General features: G+C 73.5%; 18 protein-coding genes and 1 pseudogene. 13 read left to right on the top strand and 6 right to left on the bottom strand.

The genetic code is table 11. The features are described 5' to 3' along the window. Nucleotides 1-79 precede the first annotated feature (79 nt). From ACZ462_RS23315 to ACZ462_RS23295, 5 genes are all read left to right on the top strand, one after another. Nucleotides 80-1,153, top strand: coding sequence for a FecCD family ABC transporter permease (locus ACZ462_RS23315; protein ID WP_467804650.1), 1,074 nt, complete (start codon nt 80-82; stop codon nt 1,151-1,153). 183 nt (nt 1,154-1,336) lie between these two features. Continuing rightward, entirely contained in the window at nt 1,337-2,461 is a 1,125-nt protein-coding gene (locus ACZ462_RS23310) for a FecCD family ABC transporter permease (RefSeq protein ID WP_467804651.1), read from the top strand. Then, a complete protein-coding gene (locus tag ACZ462_RS23305) occupies nt 2,458-3,342 on the top strand; it encodes an ABC transporter ATP-binding protein (protein WP_467804653.1) in 885 nt (294 codons plus the stop codon). The genes ACZ462_RS23310 and ACZ462_RS23305 overlap by 4 nt, the downstream gene beginning before the upstream one ends. A 16-nt stretch (nt 3,343-3,358) precedes the next feature. Further along, complete coding sequence (locus ACZ462_RS23300; RefSeq protein ID WP_467804787.1) at nt 3,359-4,942, top strand: amidohydrolase; 1,584 nt, start codon at nt 3,359-3,361, stop codon at nt 4,940-4,942. A 184-nt stretch (nt 4,943-5,126) separates the two neighbouring features. After that, on the top strand, nt 5,127-5,645 hold the full coding sequence (locus ACZ462_RS23295) for a GNAT family N-acetyltransferase (protein ID WP_467804654.1): 519 nt from the start codon (nt 5,127-5,129) through the stop codon (nt 5,643-5,645). Nucleotides 5,646-5,686: 41 nt separating this feature from the next. On the opposite strand, the pseudogene ACZ462_RS23290 reads toward ACZ462_RS23295, so the two are convergent. The 4 genes and pseudogenes from ACZ462_RS23290 to argC form a co-directional block, all read right to left on the bottom strand. Beyond that, nucleotides 5,687-6,834, bottom strand: a pseudogene (locus ACZ462_RS23290) (acetylornithine transaminase). A 44-nt stretch (nt 6,835-6,878) separates the two neighbouring features. Then, nucleotides 6,879-7,799 carry an acetylglutamate kinase gene (gene argB / locus ACZ462_RS23285; protein ID WP_467804655.1) on the bottom strand — a complete coding sequence of 307 codons (921 nt, stop codon included), beginning with the start codon at nt 7,797-7,799 and terminating at the stop codon, nt 6,879-6,881. Between the two features lie 17 nt (nt 7,800-7,816). Next, nucleotides 7,817-8,968, bottom strand: a complete 1,152-nt coding sequence (gene argJ / locus ACZ462_RS23280) for a bifunctional glutamate N-acetyltransferase/amino-acid acetyltransferase ArgJ (RefSeq protein WP_467804656.1) — start codon at nt 8,966-8,968, stop codon at nt 7,817-7,819. Continuing rightward, nucleotides 8,965-10,008 carry an N-acetyl-gamma-glutamyl-phosphate reductase gene (gene argC / locus ACZ462_RS23275; RefSeq protein ID WP_467804658.1) on the bottom strand — a complete coding sequence of 348 codons (1,044 nt, stop codon included), beginning with the start codon at nt 10,006-10,008 and terminating at the stop codon, nt 8,965-8,967. The genes argJ and argC overlap by 4 nt, the downstream gene beginning before the upstream one ends. Nucleotides 10,009-10,260: 252 nt before the next feature. Here argC and ACZ462_RS23270 point away from each other — a divergent pair, with 252 nt between their 5' ends. The 4 genes from ACZ462_RS23270 to ACZ462_RS23255 all read left to right on the top strand — a co-directional run bounded on the left by ACZ462_RS23270 (nt 10,261) and on the right by ACZ462_RS23255 (nt 14,920). Then, a complete protein-coding gene (locus ACZ462_RS23270) occupies nt 10,261-10,974 on the top strand; it encodes a hypothetical protein (RefSeq protein WP_467804659.1) in 714 nt (237 codons plus the stop codon). A gap of 78 nt (nt 10,975-11,052) precedes the next feature. Next, nucleotides 11,053-11,490 (top strand): hypothetical protein, encoded by a 438-nt coding sequence (locus tag ACZ462_RS23265; RefSeq protein ID WP_467804660.1) that lies wholly within the window; start codon nt 11,053-11,055, stop codon nt 11,488-11,490. A 55-nt stretch (nt 11,491-11,545) separates the two neighbouring features. Then, a complete protein-coding gene (locus ACZ462_RS23260) occupies nt 11,546-13,882 on the top strand; it encodes a DUF6571 family protein (RefSeq protein WP_467804661.1) in 2,337 nt (778 codons plus the stop codon). 27 nt (nt 13,883-13,909) lie between these two features. Beyond that, on the top strand, nt 13,910-14,920 hold the full coding sequence (locus ACZ462_RS23255; protein ID WP_467804662.1) for a hypothetical protein: 1,011 nt from the start codon (nt 13,910-13,912) through the stop codon (nt 14,918-14,920). 249 nt (nt 14,921-15,169) lie between these two features. Here ACZ462_RS23255 and ACZ462_RS23250 read toward each other — a convergent pair whose 3' ends face one another. Beyond that, on the bottom strand, nt 15,170-15,334 hold the full coding sequence (locus ACZ462_RS23250) for a hypothetical protein (RefSeq protein ID WP_467804663.1): 165 nt from the start codon (nt 15,332-15,334) through the stop codon (nt 15,170-15,172). A gap of 141 nt (nt 15,335-15,475) precedes the next feature. Here ACZ462_RS23250 and ACZ462_RS23245 point away from each other — a divergent pair, with 141 nt between their 5' ends. The 4 genes from ACZ462_RS23245 to ACZ462_RS23230 all read left to right on the top strand — a co-directional run bounded on the left by ACZ462_RS23245 (nt 15,476) and on the right by ACZ462_RS23230 (nt 19,038). After that, complete coding sequence (locus tag ACZ462_RS23245; RefSeq protein WP_467804664.1) at nt 15,476-16,300, top strand: inositol monophosphatase family protein; 825 nt, start codon at nt 15,476-15,478, stop codon at nt 16,298-16,300. A 70-nt stretch (nt 16,301-16,370) separates the two neighbouring features. Then, nucleotides 16,371-17,789, top strand: a complete 1,419-nt coding sequence (locus ACZ462_RS23240; RefSeq protein WP_467804788.1) for a phytoene desaturase family protein — start codon at nt 16,371-16,373, stop codon at nt 17,787-17,789. Between the two features lie 3 nt (nt 17,790-17,792). Next, nucleotides 17,793-18,314: an O-acetyl-ADP-ribose deacetylase gene (locus tag ACZ462_RS23235; protein WP_467804665.1), complete on the top strand. Its 522-nt coding sequence runs from the start codon at nt 17,793-17,795 to the stop codon at nt 18,312-18,314. Nucleotides 18,315-18,417: 103 nt separating this feature from the next. Further along, nucleotides 18,418-19,038 carry a TOPRIM nucleotidyl transferase/hydrolase domain-containing protein gene (locus ACZ462_RS23230; protein WP_467804666.1) on the top strand — a complete coding sequence of 207 codons (621 nt, stop codon included), beginning with the start codon at nt 18,418-18,420 and terminating at the stop codon, nt 19,036-19,038. Nucleotides 19,039-19,058: 20 nt separating this feature from the next. Here ACZ462_RS23230 and ACZ462_RS23225 read toward each other — a convergent pair whose 3' ends face one another. Further along, on the bottom strand, nt 19,059-19,820 hold the full coding sequence (locus ACZ462_RS23225; protein ID WP_467804667.1) for a class I SAM-dependent methyltransferase: 762 nt from the start codon (nt 19,818-19,820) through the stop codon (nt 19,059-19,061). Between the last annotated feature and the right edge of the window lie 8 nt (nt 19,821-19,828).

Below are 19,828 nucleotides of genomic sequence, written 5' to 3'. Positions count from 1 at the left end.
GGCTCATGTGCGCCGAGTCGCCGCCCCATCCCTACAGCACCGAACGATCGCGGTACGCGTGCACCGCCGTCAGGGGGAAATGTCGTTGCCGGTCGAAACGCAGGCGGTGTCCCCGGAGGAGGCCGCCCCCGCCGTCGTGCCCACAGTGCGCGGCGCCGCCGCCGCCCTGCGGGGCGCGGGGCTGCTCGGCGTACTCGCCGCGCTGGTCCTGGTGTCGCTCCTCGGCGTGTGGACGGGGACGAGAGGCCTGCCGCTCACCGAGGTCTGGAGCGCGCTGTGGCACCCGGACGGCTCCGAGACCTCGATCATCATCCACGACTACCGCATCCCGAGGACCCTCCTCGGCCTGCTCGTCGGCGCCGCCCTCGGTTTGTCGGGGGCGCTGATGCAGGCGCTGACCCGCAACCCGCTCGCCGAGCCCGGCCTCCTCGGCATCAGCCTCGGATCGTCCGCCGGGGTCGTCGTCGCCATCGCCTTCCTCGGCGTCGGCTCCGTCCTCGGCTACGTGTGGTTCGCCTTCCTCGGCGCCGCCCTCGCCTCGGTGGTCGTCTACCTGCTGGGCTCCTCGGGGCGCAAGGTCGCCACACCGGACCGCCTGGTCGTCGCCGGCGCGGCGGTGACCGCGGTGCTGTACGCCTTCAACTCGGCCGTCCTGCTGCTGAACCCGAAGGCCTTCGACCAGTTCCGCTTCTGGACGGTCGGCTCGCTCGCCGGCCGCTACCTCGACGTCGTGTACGTGATCCTCCCGTTCACCGCCCTCGGCCTGTTCATCGCCCTGCTGCTCGGCCCGTCCCTCAACGCCCTCGCCCTCGGCGACCAGATGGGCCGCGCCCTCGGCGTCAACGTCCACCGCACGCGGATCCTCGGCGCCGTCGGGGTCATGCTGCTGTGCGGCGCCGCCACCGCCGCCGCGGGGCCGATCGCCTTCGTCGGGCTCGTCGTCCCGCACATCGCCCGGTTCGTCGTCGGCCCCGACCAGCGCTGGGTCCTCGCGTACTCGATGCTCCTCGCGCCCGTCCTGCTCATCGGCGCGGACGTCGCGGGCCGCCTGATCGGCGCCCCCGGCGAGATCCAGGCCGGCATCGTCACCGCCTTCATCGGCGCCCCCGTGTTCCTGGCGCTGTGCCGCCGCCGGAAGCTGGTCATGCTGTGAGCGGCGCACGCGAGGCCGCCGGGCCGCAGGCGAGGGTCAAGGCCGCACCTCTGCGCCTCGCGGGCGGAGAAGCGAACGAGGAGGCGCTGTGAGCGGCGCACACGAGGCCGCCGGGCCGCAGGCGAGGGTCAAGGCCGCACCTCTGCGCCTCGCGGGCGGAGAAGCGAACGAGGAGGCGACGCTGTGAGTCGCGTACGCGAGGCGGGGCGGGCCCCCGCCGGGAAGTCCCCCGCCGTGGCGCGCGGGTTCGTCCACCGGCCGCGCGTGATCACCGGGACGGTGCTGAGCGTCCCGGGGGCCCGCCGGATGTCCGTACGGGTCCGGGGCAGGGCGCTCGCCGTGACGGCCGCGATCCTCCTCGCCCTGCTCGCCGTCATGCTCGTCTCGCTCGCCACCGGCGACTACGAGCTGACCGTCGCCGAGGTCCTCCGCGCCCTCACCGGCCGCGACTCCGGCGGCGCCGACTTCGTCGTCAACTCCCTCCGCCTGCCCCGCCTGCTGACCGCGGTCGCCGTGGGCGCCGCCCTCGCCGTCAGCGGCGCCCTCCTGACCAGCCTCACCGGCAACGCCCTCGGCAGCCCGGACATCATCGGCTTCACCAACGGCTCCGCCGTCGGCGCGCTCACCGTCATCATCGTCCTGCACGGCAGCATGACCCAGATCGCCGTCGGCGCCCTGGTCGGCGGCCTCGCCACCGCCGCCGCCGTCTACCTCCTCATGCTGGGCCGCGGCCTCCACGGCTTCCGGCTGATCGTCATCGGCATCGGCGTCAGCGCACTGCTGCTCGCCGTCAACTCGTACCTGATCACCAGGGCCACCTTCCAGGAGGCCCTGGAAGCCCAGGCCTGGCTGATCGGCAGCCTCGGAAACCGCGGCTGGACGCACGCCAACGCCGTCCTCGTCGCGCTGGCCGTCCTCCTCCCGCCCGCCTTCCTCCTCTCCCGCCGCCTCTCCCTGGTGGAGATGGGCGATCTCACCGCCACGGCCCTCGGCGTCAACACCACCCGGACCCGCGCGGTGCTGCTTCTCGTCAGCGTCGCCCTGGCCGCGGTCGCCACGGCCGTGACCGGGCCCATCTGGTTCATCGCGCTGGCCGCGCCGCACGTCGCCCGGCGCCTGACCCGCACCGCCGGCCCGGCCCTGCTGCCCGCCGCGCTCACGGGCGCGCTGCTGCTGGCCGCGAGCGACCTCGCCGCGCAGCGCCTGTTCGCCCCGGCCCTCCTCCCTGTCGGCACGGCCACCGGCACCATCGGCGGGCTGTACCTCATCTGGCTGCTGATCACCGAGTCGCGAAAGAGCCGCGCATGACTGGAAAGAACCACCCCGCACCCCGGCTGCGCGCCGAGGACCTGACACTCTGCTACGACCAGCGGACCGTGGCCACCCACCTCGGCGTCGACATCCCCGACCACTCCTTCACCGTGATCATCGGGCCGAACGCCTGCGGTAAGTCCACCCTCCTCAAGGCCCTCGCCCGGATGCTCAGGCCGCGCCGCGGACAAGTCCTCCTCGACGGCGCGGCCATCTCCTCGTACCGGTCCCGCGAGGTGGCCCGCCGCATCGGGCTGCTGCCGCAGACCTCCACCGCCCCCGGCGGCATCACCGTCGGCGACCTCGTCGCCCGCGGCCGCTACCCGCACCAGGGGATGCTCAGGCAGTGGTCCGCCGAGGACGAGGCGGCCGTCGTGGAGGCGATGCGGCAGACCGGCGTCCTGGAGCTGGCGGACCGGCCCGTCGACGACCTCTCCGGCGGCCAGCGGCAGCGCGTCTGGCTGTCCATGGTGCTCGCCCAGCAGACGTCGCTCCTCCTCCTGGACGAGCCCACCACCTTCCTCGACATCGCCCACCAGGTCGACGTGCTCGACCTGTGCGCCGCACTGCACGCCCGCAAGGGCCACACTGTTGTGGCGGTGCTCCACGACCTCAACCAGGCGTGCCGCTACGCCACCCACCTGATCGTGATGCGCCCCGGCGGCACCATCGCTGCGCAGGGCGCCCCCGCCGAGGTCATGACCGCCGAACTCGTCGAGGACGTCTTCGGGCTGCCCTGCCGCATCATCGACGACCCGGAGACCGGTACGCCCCTCATGGTGCCGGCCGCACCCAGGCGGTTCGCACCGGAGGATTCCGAAGACACCGAGGACGGCGCCCCGGCCGCCACCGCCGCCGTGATGGCCGAACCCCGCTGAGGACGGACAGCTCATGATGCTGTGCACGAGGCTGACGAACGCGAACATCCTCACCATGGACCCGGCGCACCCGGTCGCCCGCGACCTGGGCATCTGGCGGGGCCGCATCGCCGGCCTCGACGAGGCCGTCACCTCCCTGCCCGCCCGGGAGGTCGTCGACCTGCAAGGGGCCACCGTGCTCCCCGGGTTCATCGACAGCCACGTACACCTGTCGTGGACGGGCCTGAAGGCCCGCACCCCGAGTATCTCCGGCCTCACCCGCACCGAGGACGTCCTCGCCGCCGTGGAGGACGCCGTCCTCCGCTCGCGTGAGGCCGGTGCCTGGGTCAGCATCGGCGGCTACGACCAGCGGGCCCTCGGCCGGCACCTCACCGCCGCCGAACTCGACACCGTCAGCCATGGCCGCCGCCTCTTCCTCATGCACGACTCCGGCCACGCCTGCGTCGTCAACAGCGCCGTGCTCGCCATGCTCCCGGCCGACGTCCCCCACGAGGACGGCCTCCTCGTGGAGAGCGCCATGGGCGCCGTACGGCGGCTGCGGCTGCCGTACTCCCAGGCCGACCTCGCCGACGCCATCGAGCATGCCGGCCGCGCCTGCCTCGCCGAGGGCATCACGGCCTGCGCCGAAGCCGGCATCGGCGGCGGCCTGCTCGGCCACAGCCCCGTCGAGCTCGGCGCCTACCAGCTCCTGCGCGACGAGGGCCGGCTGCCGCTGCGCGTCCAGCTCATGCCGGGCGGCGACACCCTGAAACCGGCCGGCGCCCACGAGCACGACGGCATCCCCCGCGCGCTCGACCTCGGCCTGCGCACCGGCTTCGGCGACGACTGGCTCTCCGTGGGCGCGCTGAAGATCTACACCGACGGCGGCATGATGGCGCGCACGGCCGCGCTCACCGAGCCGTACGAGGGCATGGGCGGCCACACCGGGCAGCTCCAGGACGACCCGGAGCGCCTCACCGGCCTCATCGTGGACGGGCACCTCGGCGGCTGGCAGCTCGCCGTCCACGCCATCGGCGACCGGGCCGCCGACCTCGCCCTCGACGCCCTGGAACGGGCGCAGCGGCTGCGGCCGCGGCCCGGCGCGCGCCACCGCATCGAGCACGCCGGGCTGATCCGCCCCGACCAGCTCCCGCGCTTCGCGCACCTCGGCGTCAGCGCGGTCGTCCAGCCCAACTTCCTGCGCTGGTTCGGCGACGACTACGCCGCGGTCATGGGGGAGCGCCGCGCGCCGTGGATGTACCGGGGCCGCGGCTTCCTCGACCACGGGGTGACCCTCGTCGGCAGCTCCGACCGGCCGGTGACGGACGGCTCGCCGCTGCGGGCGGTCCAGTTCATGGTCGAGCGCGCGTCCTTGTCGGGCGCCCTCATCGGCCCCGGCGAGGGCACCACCGTCGAGGAGGCCCTGCACGCCTACACGGTCGCGGGGGCGTACGCCTGCCGCTGGGACGACAGCGCCGGCAGCCTCACCCCCGGAAAGCGGGCCGATCTGGCCGTCCTCGGCGACGACCCGCGCCGGGTCGACGCCTCCCGGATCGGTGACATCGAGGTGGTGACGACGCTCGTGGACGGCCGGGACACGAAGGAGGCGTGGGCGAAGTAGGCAGGGGCGGGGCGGGCCGGGCGGTCCGGACCGCGCGCCTCCGGTTTGGCCCCGCAGGCGAGGTAAGGCTAACCTAACTTTCGTCTCCGCCGCCGGAGTTGCGCGGCCCCGGGCCCCTCCGGGCGCTCCCGGCTCCCCCCGGGAAGCCCTGCCCGCGCACGGTGGAACCCGAGGAAGGAACGCCTTGACCACGGCCCCGCCGCCTCCCGCCGCGCCGCCCCGCACCCGTACGCGCACCCCCCGCCCTTCCGCCGCCCCCGCGTCCACCGTGCGGCAGGCCCGCCGGGACGACGGGCCGGCGCTCGCCGCCCTCTCCCGGCCGTTCGTCCGCACCGGAGCCCTGCGCGAGCGCCCCCTCTCCCTCTACCTCGCGCACGCGGCCGACTTCCTCGTCGCCCAGGCGCCCGACGGCACCCTCGAAGGCTGCCTCGGGCTCCGCGCCCACGCCGCCGCCGGCGTGCTGTACAACTTCTGCGTCGCCCCGCACCGGCAGGGCTCGGGCGTGGGCGCCCGCCTGCTGCACGCGGCGGTCGCCAGGGCCCGCAACCGCTCCCTGACGGCCCTGTTCACCGCCACCACCGGCAGCGGCCGCCTCTTCCTCCGCCACGGCTTCGCACCGGCCGCCCCGGACCTGGCACCGGCCGCCTGGGCGCGGTCCCTGGACCCGGCCCGCGGCGCCCTCGTCCTGGCCCGTTCCCTCTAGGTGTATTGACCCGGCCGCAGCACCGGACGGGCCGCCGGACGTCAGGCGCCGGCGCCGGCCGCGGCGTCGAGGATCGCGGGCAGGGCCGCGACCAGCGCGTCGGCCTGGGACTTCGCCAGGGTCAGGGCCGGTGCCAGCCGTACGGTGTCCGGCCCGGCCGCGTTGACGAGGAACCCGGCCTCCTGCGCCGCCTCCTGCACCCGGGCGGCGACCGGCTCGGCGAGGGCGACGCCCAGGAGCAGCCCCGCCCCGCGGACCTCGCGGACCAGGGGGTGCTCCAGCGCCCCGATCCCGTGCTTCAGCCGCTCGCCCAGCCAGGCGGCATGGGGCAGGAGCCCCTCCTTCTCGACGGTGTCCAGGACGGCGAGCCCGGCCGCGCACGCGACGGGGTTCCCGCCGAAGGTGGAGCCGTGCTGTCCGGGGGTGAGCAGGCCGGCGGCCGGACCGAGCGCGACGGCGGCTCCGATCGGCAGTCCGCCGCCCAGGCCCTTGGCGAGGGTCACCACGTCCGGGTCCAGGCCCTGCACCGCCTGGTGCGCGAACCAGTGGCCCGTGCGGCCGATCCCGGTCTGCACCTCGTCCAGGACCAGGAGGCTGCCCGCCGCCCGGGTGATCTCGCGGGCGGCCCGCAGGTATCCCTCGGGGGCGGGGACGACCCCGCCCTCGCCCTGCACCGGTTCGAGGACCACCGCGGCCGTCCGCTCCGTGACGGCCGCACGGAGCGCCGCGGCGTCGCCGAAGGGGACGTGGGTCACCTCCCCGGGCAGCGGCAGGAACGGGGCCCGCTTGGCCGGCTGGCCGTGAGGGCCAGCGCGCCCATGGTGCGCCCGTGGAACCCGCCCTCCGCGGCGACCACATGGGGCCGCCCCGTCCTGCGGGCGATCTTGAACGCGGCTTCGACGGCCTCGGCGCCCGAGTTCGCGAAGAACACCCGGCCCGCGCGGCCCAGCAGCTCCAGCAGCCGCTCCGCCAACGCGACGGGGGGTTCCGAGGCGAACAGGTTCGACACGTGCCCGAGGCGGGCGGCCTGCGCCGCGAGAGCCGACACGACGGCCGGGTGGGCGTGCCCGAGGGTGTTGACGGCGATCCCGCCGGTGAAGTCCGTGTAGCCGCGCCCGGCCTCGTCCCACACCGTGCTGCCCTCGCCCCGGACGAGCGCCAGCGGGGGAGTGCCGTAGGTGTCCATCATCACCGCCCGCCACCGTCCGGTGAGGGGGGTGCCGTTGGCGGGGCTCACGGCCGGGCCTCCCCGTGTGCGGGGCGGCCGGGGCGTTCGTCCGGCACGATCGTGGTGCCGGGACTCCTCCCGGCGGACAGGCCGCGCAGCACCGCGTGCGGCACGCGGCCGTCGAGGACCTGCGCCCGGCCCACGCCCGCCCGTACGGCCCGCAGACAGCCCTCCATCTTCGGCAGCATGCCGCTCGCCAGGCCCGGCAGCAGCTCGCCCAGCTCGGCGGCCGTCAGCCGCTCGACCACCTCCGTGCTGTGCGGCCAGTCCGCGTACAGCCCCGCGACGTCGGTGAGGACGACGAGCCGGTCCGCGCCGAGCGCTGCCGCCAGCGCCGACGCGGCGAGATCGGCGTTGACGTTGTAGACCTGCCCGTCCGTGCCGCGCGCGACGGGGGAGACGACCGGGATGCGTCCCCCGTCCAGCAGAGCCCGCAGAGTGTCGGGCGCGACGGCGACGATGTCGCCGACCTGCCCCAGGTCCACGGGCCGCCCGTCCACCTCGGCACGGCGCCGTACGGCGGTCAGCGTGTGCGCGTCCTCGCCGGACAGGCCCACGGCGTACGGGCCGTGGGCGTTGACCGCGCCGACGAGCTGCCGCTGGATACGGCCCGTCAGCACCATCCGGACGACGTCCATGGCCTCCGGGCTCGTCACCCGCAGGCCCGCCTCGAAGCGGGACTCCAGGCCCAGCCGGTCGAGCATGGCACTGATCTGCGGGCCGCCCCCGTGGACCACGACCGGCAGCAGGCCGGCCCGCCGCAACTCCACGACGTCCCGGGCGAACGCGTCGAGGAGCGCCCCGTCCACCATGGCGTTGCCGCCGAACTTGACCACCACGATGCGGCCTTGGAGCTCCTCGGTCCAGGACGGCACCGCGGACGGTGCTCCGGCCTCCGGGGCCGGTCGTGCGACTGCGGTACGCATCTGTGTCCCCACCCCGTTCATGAGCTGTAGGCGCTGTTCTCGTGCACGTACTCGGCCGTCAGGTCGTTGGTCCAGACGACCGCCGACGCGCCGCCGGAGCGCAGGTCCACCGTGAGGGTGATCCGGCGGCCCGACAGGTCCGCCTTCTCGCGCGGCTCGCCGGGAGCTCCGCCGCGGCAGACCCAGACGCCGTTGATCGCCACGTCCAGCCGGGCGGGGTCGAAGACGGCGTCGGTCGTCCCGATCGCGGACAGCACCCGTCCCCAGTTGGGGTCCTCCCCGTGCAGCGCGCACTTGAGGAGGTTGTTGCGGGCCACGGAGCGGCCCACCGCGACGGCGTCCTCCTCCGAGGCCGCGCCGACGACCGCCACCTCGATCTCCTTCGACGCCCCTTCCGCGTCCGCGACCAGCTGCCGGGCCAGGTCCAGGCAGACGGCGTGCACGGCCTCGGCGAACTCCGCGGGGTCCGGAACCGTGCCGGAGGCGCCCGAGGCGAGCAGCAGCACGGTGTCGTTGGTGGACATGCACCCGTCCGAGTCCACCCGGTCGAAGGTGGTGCGGACGGCGGCGCGAAGCGCGGAGTCCAGCAGCGGGCCGTCCGCGTCGGCGTCCGTGGTGAGGACCACCAGCATGGTGGCGAGCCCCGGCGCGAGCATCCCCGCGCCCTTGGCCATGCCGCCGACCGTCCAGCCGGACCGGGTGGCGGCCGCGGTCTTGTGCACCGAGTCGGTCGTCTTGACGGCGACGGCCGCGGCCTCGCCGCCGTCGGGGGACAGGGCGCCCGCGGCGGCGTCGACACCGGACAGGACCCGGTCCATCGGCAGTCGGACGCCGATCAGGCCGGTGGAGCAGACGGCCACCTCGCCGGGGGCCGCGCTGACGGCCCGCGCCGCGCGTTCCGCCGTCGCCCGGGTGTCGGACGCGCCCTCCGGTCCCGTACAGGCGTTGGCGCCACCGGAGTTGAGGACGACGGCGGCGACCCGCCGGCCCGCGAGCACGCGCCGCGACCAGCGGACGGGCGCGGCCTGCACCCGGTTGGAGGTGAAGACCCCGGCGGCGGCGCGGGACGGCCCCCGGTTCACCACCAGCGCCAGGTCGGGGTCTCCGGACTCCTTGATCCCGGCGGCCACGCCGCTCGCGAGGAATCCCTGGGCAGCGGTCACGCTCACGGGGCGACTCCGTTCGTGGGCAGGCCCAGCCACTCCGGCAGGCCGAGGGCGGTGTTCATGCTCTGCACCGCGCCGCCGGCGGTGCCCTTGGTGAGGTTGTCGATCGCGCTCACACAGATCAGGCGGCGTGCCTCCGTGTCCACGGCGACCTGTACCTGGACCGTGTTGGACCCGAGCACCGCGCCGGTGGACGGCCACCGGCCGGGCGGCAGCAGCCGGACGAACGGCTCGTCCGCGTACGCCGCCTCGAAGACGGCGCGCACCTCCTCCTCGCCGCCGCTGCCGGTGGCCGTGCCGGGGTGGAGCCGGGCCGAGCAGGTGGCGAGGATGCCGCGCGGCATGGGCGCGAGCGTCGGGGTGAAGGAGACCACCACCCGCTCGCCGGCCGCCCGGGACAGGTTCTGGACGAGTTCGGGGGTGTGCCGGTGGCCGCCGCCGACCCCGTACGGGGTCATCGACCCCATTGCCTCGGCGCCGAGGAGGTGCGGCCTGGGCACGCGTCCGGCCCCCGAGGTACCGCTTGCCGCGACGACCACCGCCTCGGGCTCCACCAGCCCGGCCGCGTACGCCGGGAACATCGCCAGGGTGACCGCCGTCGGATAGCAGCCGGGCACGGCGATCCGGGAGGCGCCCTTCAGTTCCTCGCGTGCACCGGGCAGTTCGGGCAGGCCGTAAGGCCAGGTGCCGGCGTGCTCCGATCCGTAGAACCGCTTCCAGTCGGCCGGATCGCGCAGCCGGAAGTCGGCGCCGCAGTCCACGACCAGGGCATCCGGCTCCAGTTCGCGTGCGAGGGAGGCCGACCGGCCGTGCGGGAGGGCGAGGAACACCACGTCGTGCCCGCGCAGCGCACGCGCCGACGTCTCCTCCAGGACCCGGTCGGCCAGGGCGGCCAACTGGGGTTGTACGTCGCCGAGGTGCAGGCCCGCGCTGCTGTGGGCGGTGACGGTGCCGAGGTCCGTCCCGGGATGCGAGGCGAGCAGGCGCACGATCTCTCCGCCGGCGTAGCCGCTGGCTCCGGCCACCGCGACCCGTAAGGTCATGTTCTTCCGTCTCCTGACGTGGGGTGCGCGGGACGTGCCGAAGGGCAACTCCGCACTTCAATTGAGGTAAGGCTAACCTTACTTACTCGCTCCGCCCCACCCCTGGGCGGCAAGGCGGACCCGTGACGCCCGTCACACGGGAGCCCCGCCGCGGCACCGCACGTATGATCGATCCCCGTGGCCGGTTTCGGTCAGTCGAGGAGGCCTGGAGCGCGGATCCGCCTCCACGGCCCGGACACGGGGGTGTTGAGGATGCCGTTCGCACGCGAGTCGTCCCGCAGGGAGCGGCTGTCGCCGCGGGACACGGCGCGGCCGGGAGCCCGCTCCACCGCCGCGATCGCCCTCGCCGCAGCAGCGGCCCTGGCGCTGACCGGCTGCGGCTCGCCCGACGGCACCTCGGTGAAGAAGGCCAACGAGCAGCTCCGCACCACGTCCTTCCACTCGTCGGGGACGACGACGGCCTTCGCGGGCGGCAGCCAGGAGGGCTGGTGGGACCCCAAGCAGGGCCTGCACCTCCAGGCGACCTGGCCCGGCGGATCCGGCGACATGTACTGCAAGGACGGCAAGACGTACACCAGCACGGCCCTCCTGGAGAACTCGCTGAAGGAGAAGGGCCAGTGGATCACCGTGCCGAAGGAGCTGACCGACAGCTTCGTGACGTCACAGGCGGAAGGCGGCTGCGGGAGGTTCTTCGAGATCCCCGGCGCCGCCGAGCACGACCCGGACGCCGACCGCACGGACCAGGGCGGGAAGACCCGCGCCTACACCGTGGCGGCCGGCGGCACCCGGGACACGTACCACCTGGAGCCCGGCACCTCCCGCCTCCTCGAACTGGCCTCCACCCGCAACGGCCAGTCCAGCACCACGAAGTACGACTCCTACGGCGACACGTTCCCCATCACCATGCCCTCGGAGGCGAAGACCATCTCGATGGACGAGTTCCGCCGCAAGACCAGGCTCGGCTGAGCCGCGGGATGAGTATTCCGACACGTCCGGTTACTGGCAAACGTGGTCCGGAACAGGCCACTCAATGGAAAGATCATTATGAGTTTCGACGGTGAATGGGCGGCACTGCGCGGACAGGCCGCCGACCAGCAGACGATCATGCGGCTGAATCGAGTGCCCGACGAGACCTCGGGGCCGGCGTCGAACGGCGGACAGGGGGACTTCGGCTCTTCGCCGACGGAGAAGAAGGCGGCGGCCAACTCGATCGAAACCGAGCTGGAGCCGAACACGAAGAAGGCGACGGACTGGGCCGACGAGGCGTCCAACTCCGCCATCAAGACCTTCGACGGCTGGCAGACGGCGGCGGGCATGAAGAAGGTCCAGTCGACCTGGGACCAGCAGGTCAAGACGCTCATGGGTCGGCTCTCGCAGGAGAAGGCCGCTCTGCGCGGCGCGAGCGGGCTCTTCACCCAGAACGACCTCGGTATCCGAGCGCAGTTCACGCCGATTTCCAAGTCGCGGATCAACGGAATCTAAGCACGACGCGACGCAACACCATGACGATCCAAAGCAACACACGGGGGACGGCGACATGCTGACGTACGCAGAGATCATGACCACGGACTTCGGAGCCCTGACGACGGCCGCGGGCAAGTGGGAATCGATGGCGGGAGAGATCAAGAAGGTCGAGGACCGCTACAAGGACACCGTCCAGAAGGTCACCATGGGGCCGAACTGGCTCGGTGTCAGCGTCGGCGTAGCCCAGACCAACTTCGCGGGCACGCGCTACGAGTACGGCGCTGCCCAGATTCAGGCCAAGGCCGTCGGTTCCCTCCTGCGCGACGCCCACACGCAGTTCGTCGACCTGAAGAAGAAGCTCGAATCGGCACGGACGGAGGCGATTGAGGCCGGAATGAAGGTGTCGGAGGAGGGCCGGGTCTCCCACGACACCTCCCGGCTCACCGATTCCGAGCGGCGCGTCCTGCGGCACGATCCGGACGGCCAGCGCGCGATCGCCGAAGCCGTCACGAAGTGGCAGAAGCACCTCGACGACCGCGTGAAGGCCCTCTCCGACGCCGACGAAGGCGTCAAGATCGCCTTGGAGGCCGTCGTCCTCGACAGCAACAAGGACGTCGGCGGCAAGGGCGACGACCAGTTCAACGGCTTCAATGCCGGCGCGAAGGGCGACGTCGAGTACTACGAGGCCGAGAACGCCAAGGACATCGCCGCTCGTATCAACAGCGGCGAAAAGGTCTCCGCCGCGGAAGTCGCGGAACTCAACCGGGCCTTCCGCGACAATGCGGACAACAAGCCGTTCAGTCAGACCTTCGTCGGCGGCATGGGCGCCGACGGCACCATCAAGCTGGCCAACACCTTCAACAACCGAGCGCACGGCGCGGACCAGTCTCAGCACGGTCTGTACAGCGACCTGAACATGGGGCTAGCCAACACCCTGGCGGGAGCCACGGCCGTGCCCGAGTTCAAGGACTCCGACGGCAGGAAGCTGGTGTACGGAACGAAGGCCTACCACGACGCCTTCACCGAGTGGTCCAAGACCTCGGACGCCAAGTTCTACAACACCTTCATGGGCGACCTGCGGAAGGCCGGCGTCGAGAAGTACGAACTCGACGTCGTCGACGACAGGATCCTCATGGGCCGCGGCAGCAATCAGGAGGCGCGCGGCTACCAGGCCCTCGCCACCCTCATGCAGCAGGGCAGCGGGTACTCGCCTCAGTTCCTCGGCGATCTGACGGATGACATGATCGCCGCGGAGAAGAAGGACAAGGACATCTGGGACCTCCACGGTACCTTCGACGACAAGAAAGACGGCTGGTTCCAAAACGACCCGGTCGACGGCATCCTCAACGTCATGAGCTGCGACCCAGGCTCGGCCACCGGCTACCTCGACCCCGAGGCCCCCGGCGGCAAAGGCCGCCTGGACTACTTGCTGAAGGACCGCGACTGGGACCTTGTCAACACGGTGAACCACCGGGGCAACATCGAGACCATCGGCGACGACAAGGCCGACGGGGACGCCCGCAGGGGCCTCGCCCTCGCCCTGGAGGCGGCGACCACCGGGCACACGCCCCTCAATCCCGGCCAGGACCCCTGGCCGCAGACGCCGCACACCGAAGCCCAGGCCCGGATCATGCACGACGTCATCGGGAAGCTCGGCCCGGACCAGAAGGTCGACGAGGCTCTGCGTGAACCGCTGGCCCGCGCCCTGGCCTCGTACACGGCGGACACGCACGAGATGTTGGCGGGGAGCAACGGCGAATACGTCAGAAACGTGGGCACGGGCCACTTCTACCGGGACGGCAATACCCACCTGGCTGTGTCGCCAGCGGATCTCGTCCAGTTCATCCGCGGCCTCTCGGACGATCCGGAGGCGTACGGCACCCTCTACAAGGCGGAGTCCCGCTACGCGGGCCTCGTCATGGAGGGCATCCCCCAGGGCGCGACCGGAGCAAAACTCGAGGTACCGCTCGACAAGCTGGGATCCGCCATCGGCGCCTACAACTCGGTCATGGAAGACGTCATCAACGACAAGCGCACAGCCGAGTACAGCGCGGCAGACTACAAGTCGAAGGTCGCATACCACATTATCGGCGGCGCATTGACGCCGCTTTACTTCACGGTCGGCGGCGCCTCCGTAGCCGTCGGTGACTCGCTCCAGCGAGGTGTGGACATGTGGACCTGGCAGTGGGCCAACGAGATGAAGGCCGCGGCGGACGCCGAGGCCAACAAGGAGATCGTGAACCGGTATCTCAGTGCCAACACCCAGGTCCCCATCCTGGTCGAGGACTGGGCGAAGGGCCGTCCCGACCTCGGCGACAGCCAGACGGAGAAACTGACCAGGATGGTGCTGCACGGTCAGCACCTGGGGACCGACACCGCGCACAAGTACCTGACCGACGCCACCAACTGAGCCGCAGCGGCCCGAACGAGGAAGACCATGTCCGAAACGACGTCAGCCCGCAGACGACTCCGCCCCCGCATCGCCGTGCTGTTGGCCCTGTGCCTGGCGCTGGTCGGTGGGATCGGCGGCTGGCTCGGGTTCGGCCGGGACACCGGCGAGCCCTGCGGCGGGCTGCTGCGGAACGAGCGGCTGCTCGGCGCCGTGGCCGCGGCCGGCGTAGACCGGCCCGCCACGTGCGCCGAACTGGGCGCCGCGATCACCAAGGCCACCACGGGCGGTGAGCCGGGCCGGCACACGGTCGCCCAGGCCCAGGCGATGAAGACGGTCCTCAACTCGATTCCGTCGAAGGACGGCCGGATCCGGCTCGACCCCGAGCTCAGGCGCCCGCTGGCGTCGGCCCTCGCGGACTACACGGCCGACCTGTACATCACCCTGCACTCCCTGGACGCCACGTACATCATCAACGCGGGGGCCGCCAAACCGCCTTGGGAGGACGCCGGGGGCGTGCACATGTCGGTCTCCTACAACGTCCTGCTCGAGGTCCTCGTGGCGGTCGGGGAGGATCCGGAGGCGTACGCGGACATCCGCCGGGCCGCCGCTCGGCACGCTGCGGAGGACATCGCGGCCATCCCCACTGACGGGTCCGCTGCCGACGTCCGGAACGACGCCCGCTACATCGGCGCCTACCGCGGCGCCAGGGTCCTCGGCTCCCTGAACGCCGTTACGGCCGCCGTGGAGAAGCGGCTGGGCGGCGTTAAGTCGCCGTCCTGGCGGGCGAAGACCGCCGAGGCGCTTCTGGCCGCTCCCGCCACAGGCCCCTCTGGCAGTGAAGGGGGCGCACGCATCACGTCGGCCTGGACGAACGGCCTGCGGGACGTCGCCCCGGCCGCGCGGGCGGACTACGTCCGCGACCAGCCGGTGGGGATGGTCCGCGTATGGGCCGCGGAGCGAGGTCTGGCGGAGGCTTCCCGTCAGTCGCTGTGGGCGGAAACCGAAAGAGACATGACCAGTGGGGAGCGGTCGGCGGCGAAGTCCCTCGCCCACTGACCGTGCCCTCACCCCTGCGGCACCGCCCCCGCCGGGACGACCGCATCCGGGAGAAACGCCACCTGCTGCGGCGTGCCGCAGTCGGCGGTCTCCACGGCGACCTCCCGCCCGCACCCCGCGCACGCCGGGTTCGGGCCCTGCGACCCGCTCGGCCCGCAGCAGCCCTGCCGGCGCCGCGGCACCTCCGCCACCCCGCGGACGTCCCCCCGGCCCAGCACTGCGTACGGGGCCCCGGGCCGGGCGGCCTGCTCACCGGCGGGCGGGCGGGTCCGCGAGGTGGTACGGCTCGGGGTCGTGCGCGAAGGTGCCCGGCGCCAGCCGCGGCGGGCACTCCCCGCCGTCGGGGACCTCGTACGGCAGCGGCGCCTCGTCCAGGGGCGGCAGCGGGACCTCGCGCACCGGGGCGCTCAGCACGGCCCGGCACCCCGCACAGCGGAACACGAGCACCGCCCCATCCTGCCCGCCCGCCCCGCAGGCCGCACCCCGCCCCCTCCGTGCCTTCCGTACCCGGTTTTTCCGGTGGGGTTCGGCCGCCCGGCGTGGTGTGATGGAGGCATGATCGAACAGTTCCTGGCCCGAGACCTGTCCGCCGTCGAGGAAGCCGTCCGCAAGGCGGCCGCCGCCGAGATCATGCCGAGGTTCCGGCAGCTCGCCGACCACGAGGTCGACGAGAAGAGCGGGCCCCACGACCTCGTGACCGTCGCCGACCGCAAGGCCGAGGAGCACCTGACCGCGGCCCTCACCCGCCTCCTGCCCGGCTCGGCCGTCGTCGGCGAGGAAGCCGTCCACGCCGACCCCACCGTGTACGGGGCGCTGCGCGCCGACGCCCCCGTCTGGATCGTCGACCCCGTCGACGGCACCCGCCAGTTCGTCTCCGGCGACCCCGCCTTCTGCACCCTCGTCGCCCTCGCCCACCGCGGCGAGATCCTGGCCTCCTGGACGTTCGCCCCGGCGCTCGACGAGATGGCCACCGCCGTCCGCGGGCAGGGCGCCCACCTGGGCGGCGAACGGCTCGCCTGCGGCTCCCCCGAGCCCGGCACCGACCTGCGCGTGGCCGTGGCCCACCCGCTGTACACCACCGACCGGGACAAGCGGATCCTCTCCCGCCTCGACGTGCCCGGCGTCGCCGCCCGACCGTGCGGCTCGGCCGGCCTGGAGTACCTGAAGGTGGCCCGCGGCCAGGTCGACGGCCTTGCGTTCACCTGGCCCTCCGCCTGGGACCACGCCGCCGGGCTGCTCCTCGTCGGCGAGGCCGGCGGCGCGCAGTGCACCGTCGCCGGGGTCCCCTTCCGGGTCGACCGCGACAACGAGCTGCCGTTCGCCGTCGGCCGGGACGAGGCCACCGCCGTACGCATCCGGGACCTGCTGCGCGAGGTGTGAGGCGCCGGGGGCGCACAGGGTGTCGGAATATCCTGGGGGCGCAGCCGCCGCCGGACGAAGGGGTCACATGGTGCCGTCGATTCTCGATGCGGTCGTGGTGGGGGCGGGGCCCAACGGGCTCACGGCCGCGGTCGAATTGGCCCGGCGCGGCCACTCGGTGGCCGTCTTCGAAGCCGCCGAAGCGGTCGGCGGCGGAGCCCGTACGGAGGAACTCACCCTCCCGGGGTTCCGCCACGACCCCTGCTCGGCCGTCCACCCCCTGGGCGCCGGCTCCCCGGCGTTCGGCGCGATGCCGCTGGGGCGGTACGGGCTGGAGTGGCTGCACGCGCCGCTGCCGATGGCGCACCCCTTCGACGACGGCACGGCCGCCGTGCTCTCCCGCTCCGTCGCCGAGACCGCGGCGTCCTTCGGCGCGCGCGACGCCGGCGCCTACCGGCGGCTCGTCCAGCCGTTCCTCGGCAGGTGGGACACCCTCGTCCGCGACTTCATGTCCCTGCCCGCGACCGCCCTGCCCCGCGACCCCGTCACCCTCGCCCGGTTCGGGATCGCCGGCCTGCCGCCCGCCACCTGGCTGATGCGCCGCTTCCAGGAGGAGCGGGCCCGCGCCCTGTTCTCCGGGCTCGTCGCCCACGTCATCGCCCCGCTGAACGGCATCGCCACGGGCGCCGTCGGCCTCGTCTTCGCGCTCGCCGCGCACGCCGTCGGCTGGCCCATGCCGCGCGGCGGCTCCCAGTCCCTCTCGGACGCCCTCGCCCGCTACCTGGCCGACCTGGGAGGGACGGTCCACACCGGGTTCGAGGTCAAGCGCCTCGACGACCTGCCGCCCGCCCGCGCGTACGTCTTCGACACCTCCCCGACGGCCCTGGCCCGTATCGCCGGCCTCGGCCGCTTCTACGACGGCTACCGCTACGGCGCCTCCGTCTTCAAAATCGACTACGCGCTGTCGGGCCCCGTCCCCTGGACCGCCGAGGCGCCGCGGCGCGCCGGCACCGTCCAGATCGGGCCCCGCACCCGCGACATCGACGCCGCCCTGCAACTCGCCGGCAGCGGGCGCGCCCCCCGCAACCCGTTCCTGATCACCGCCCAGCCCAGCCTCGTCGATCCCGGCCGCGCACCCGACGGCAAGCACGTCTTCTGGGCGTACGGGCACGTCCCCGCCGGCTGGGACGGCGACCTCACCGACGCCGTCGAACGCCGACTGGAGCGCTTCGCACCGGGCTTCCGCGACCTCGTCCTGGCCCGCGCGACCGCCGGCCCGCCGCAGCTCGCCGCCCGCAACCCGAACTACGTCGGCGGGGACATCGCCTGCGGCGCCGCCTCCGGCCTCCAACTCCTCCTCCGGCCGCGCCTGTCGCTGTCCCCCTACACGACACCGCACCCGGCCGTCTTCCTCTGCTCCTCCGCCACCCCGCCCGGCCCCGGCGTCCACGGCATGTCCGGCCACAACGCGGCCAAGGCGGTGTGGCGGCACCTGCGAAAGGCCCCGTGAGCGATGCGCATCACCCTCGTCCAGGGCGACATCACCGCCGAGCACGCCGACGCGATCGTCAACGCCGCGAACTCCTCCCTGCTCGGCGGCGGCGGAGTCGACGGCGCGATCCACCGGCGCGGCGGCCCGGACATCCTGGCGGCCTGCCGCGCCCTGCGCGCCTCCCACTACGGCAAGGGCCTGCCCACGGGCCAGGCGGTCGCCACCACCGCCGGGCGCCTCCCGGCCCGATGGGTCATCCACACGGTCGGCCCAGTCTGGTCCCGGGACGAGGACCGCTCCGCACTCCTCGCCTCCTGCTACCGGGAGTCCCTCCGCGTGGCCGACGAACTGGGCGCCCGCACGGTCGCCTTCCCCGCTATCTCGACGGGCGTCTACGGCTGGCCGATGGACGACGGCGCCCGCATCGCTGTGGAGGCGGTCCGGGCCGCAGGGACCGCCGTCGAGGAGGTCAGGTTCGTCCTCTACGACGAGCGGGCGTACCGGGCGTTCGCCGAGCGGATCGGCGCCCCGGAGGCCGGGTGACGAGGTCCAGTCCTGGGCGGCTTCACCCTTCCCCGCCGGGTGCCGGGCGGAAACGCGGAAAATGCGTGCCGGGGTCGCCGGGTGCTCCAGCAGAATCGGCCCCATGACTGACACGGGGGTCGTCCGCGACGCGCTCACCGGCTGGGCGGCGGGCCGCGGTTCTGAGGGGGCGGTACGGGAGCTCGTCGCGGCGGAGGGCGTACGGTCCGCGGTGCTGGTGGAAGGGCGCAGTGACCTCGCGGCGCTCGAAGCCTCGGCCGCGCGCTTCGGCCGAGCCCTGGACGCCGAGGGGATCTGCGTCGTCCCGATGGGCGGTGCGATGAACGTGGGGCGCTACGCCGTCCTCCTGGGCCCGCAGGGCCTGGGGCTGCGCCTCACCGGGCTGTGCGACGCGCGGGAGCGGCCCTACTACGACCGCGCGTTCGCGCGCGCGGGCGCCCCCGCCGAGGGGGTCTTCGCGTGCGTGGCGGACCTGGAGGAGGAGCTGATCCGGGTGCTGGGCGTACCGCGGGTGGAGGAGATCGTCGAGGCCGAGGGCGACCTCGTGCCGTGGCGCACGTTCACGCGGCAGCCGGCGCAGCTGGGCCGGAGCCGGCAGGACCAGATGCGGCGCTTCCTCGGCACCAAGAAGGGCCGCAAGATCCGCTACGGACACCTCCTGGCGGCAGCACTGGAGCCGGGCCGGGCGCCGGCTCCCCTGGAGGCCCTGTTCGCCCGGCTGTGAGCGGGCCGCGGCCTGCGGGGTCAGCGCACGGCCACCAGGACGCGGCTGTCGCCGTACTGCCAGACTGTGCCCGCCTCGCGGAACCCGGCCTCGTGGAGGAGGGCGATGTGCGCCGACACCGGTAGGTCCGCGTCCGCGCACGGGGGGTGGCAGGTGGTGTCGTGGAGGGTGAGGTAGGGGGCGAGTTCGGGGTCGGCGGCCGCGCCCTTCCACCACGACTGCCAGTCCTCGTGGGTGAAGGCCAGGTTCCGTTCGGCGTGGCGGCGGCCCAGGTCCACCGCGAGGTCGCGGATGGCGGGGGAGTCGGGCCGGATGTGGTCGCCGTTGACCAACACGCCTCCGGGGCCGATCCGTTCGGCCAGATCCCGGTAGACGGCGGCCAGGGTGTCCTGGTCGAGGTAGTGCAGGGCGGTCGTGGAGACGGCCGCGTCGACGGGCCGGTCCAGGCCGAGGGCGTCGAGCCAGCCCGCCGCCCCGATCAGGGACCGGACGTGGCGCAGCCGCGCCCCGGCGCCGTAGTGGGCGCGGCCCAGCTCCAGCAGCAGCGGATCGGCGTCGACGGCGACCACCTCGGCGCCGGGCAGCCGCTCGGCGAGCCGGGCGGCCAGCGCGCCCGGCCCGCTGCCCAGGTCCAGCAGCAGGGGGTCCCGTCTGCCGCGGGTGGCCTGTTCCACGACGTCGGCGATGACCGTGAACCGCTCCTCGCGGTCCACCGCGTACCGCTGCTGCTGGCACTCCCAGCGCTCCACCCAGCGCGCCGCCGTCACCGCACTCAAGTCCATAGTGAAAA

Source organism: Streptomyces sp. NPDC031121 (assembly GCF_055570615.1).
The sequence above is the reverse complement of the archived record's forward strand: the minus strand, read 5'-3'. Positions and strand labels throughout refer to the sequence as shown.

What these genes read in the sequence shown, in the direction of transcription:
- ACZ462_RS23315 (WP_467804650.1), top strand. Translation starts at nt 80, where the DNA reads ATGTCGTTGCCGGTCGAAACGCAGGCGGTGTCCCCGGAGGAGGCCGCC.
- ACZ462_RS23305 (WP_467804653.1), top strand. Translation starts at nt 2,458, where the DNA reads ATGACTGGAAAGAACCACCCCGCACCCCGGCTGCGCGCCGAGGACCTG.
- ACZ462_RS23300 (WP_467804787.1), top strand. Translation starts at nt 3,359, where the DNA reads ATGCTGTGCACGAGGCTGACGAACGCGAACATCCTCACCATGGACCCG.
- argB (WP_467804655.1), bottom strand. Translation starts at nt 7,799, where the DNA reads ATGCGTACCGCAGTCGCACGACCGGCCCCGGAGGCCGGAGCACCGTCC.
- argC (WP_467804658.1), bottom strand. Translation starts at nt 10,008, where the DNA reads ATGACCTTACGGGTCGCGGTGGCCGGAGCCAGCGGCTACGCCGGCGGA.
- ACZ462_RS23270 (WP_467804659.1), top strand. Translation starts at nt 10,261, where the DNA reads ATGCCGTTCGCACGCGAGTCGTCCCGCAGGGAGCGGCTGTCGCCGCGG.
- ACZ462_RS23265 (WP_467804660.1), top strand. Translation starts at nt 11,053, where the DNA reads ATGAGTTTCGACGGTGAATGGGCGGCACTGCGCGGACAGGCCGCCGAC.
- ACZ462_RS23260 (WP_467804661.1), top strand. Translation starts at nt 11,546, where the DNA reads ATGCTGACGTACGCAGAGATCATGACCACGGACTTCGGAGCCCTGACG.
- ACZ462_RS23255 (WP_467804662.1), top strand. Translation starts at nt 13,910, where the DNA reads ATGTCCGAAACGACGTCAGCCCGCAGACGACTCCGCCCCCGCATCGCC.
- ACZ462_RS23245 (WP_467804664.1), top strand. Translation starts at nt 15,476, where the DNA reads ATGATCGAACAGTTCCTGGCCCGAGACCTGTCCGCCGTCGAGGAAGCC.
- ACZ462_RS23235 (WP_467804665.1), top strand. Translation starts at nt 17,793, where the DNA reads ATGCGCATCACCCTCGTCCAGGGCGACATCACCGCCGAGCACGCCGAC.
- ACZ462_RS23230 (WP_467804666.1), top strand. Translation starts at nt 18,418, where the DNA reads ATGACTGACACGGGGGTCGTCCGCGACGCGCTCACCGGCTGGGCGGCG.
- ACZ462_RS23225 (WP_467804667.1), bottom strand. Translation starts at nt 19,820, where the DNA reads ATGGACTTGAGTGCGGTGACGGCGGCGCGCTGGGTGGAGCGCTGGGAG.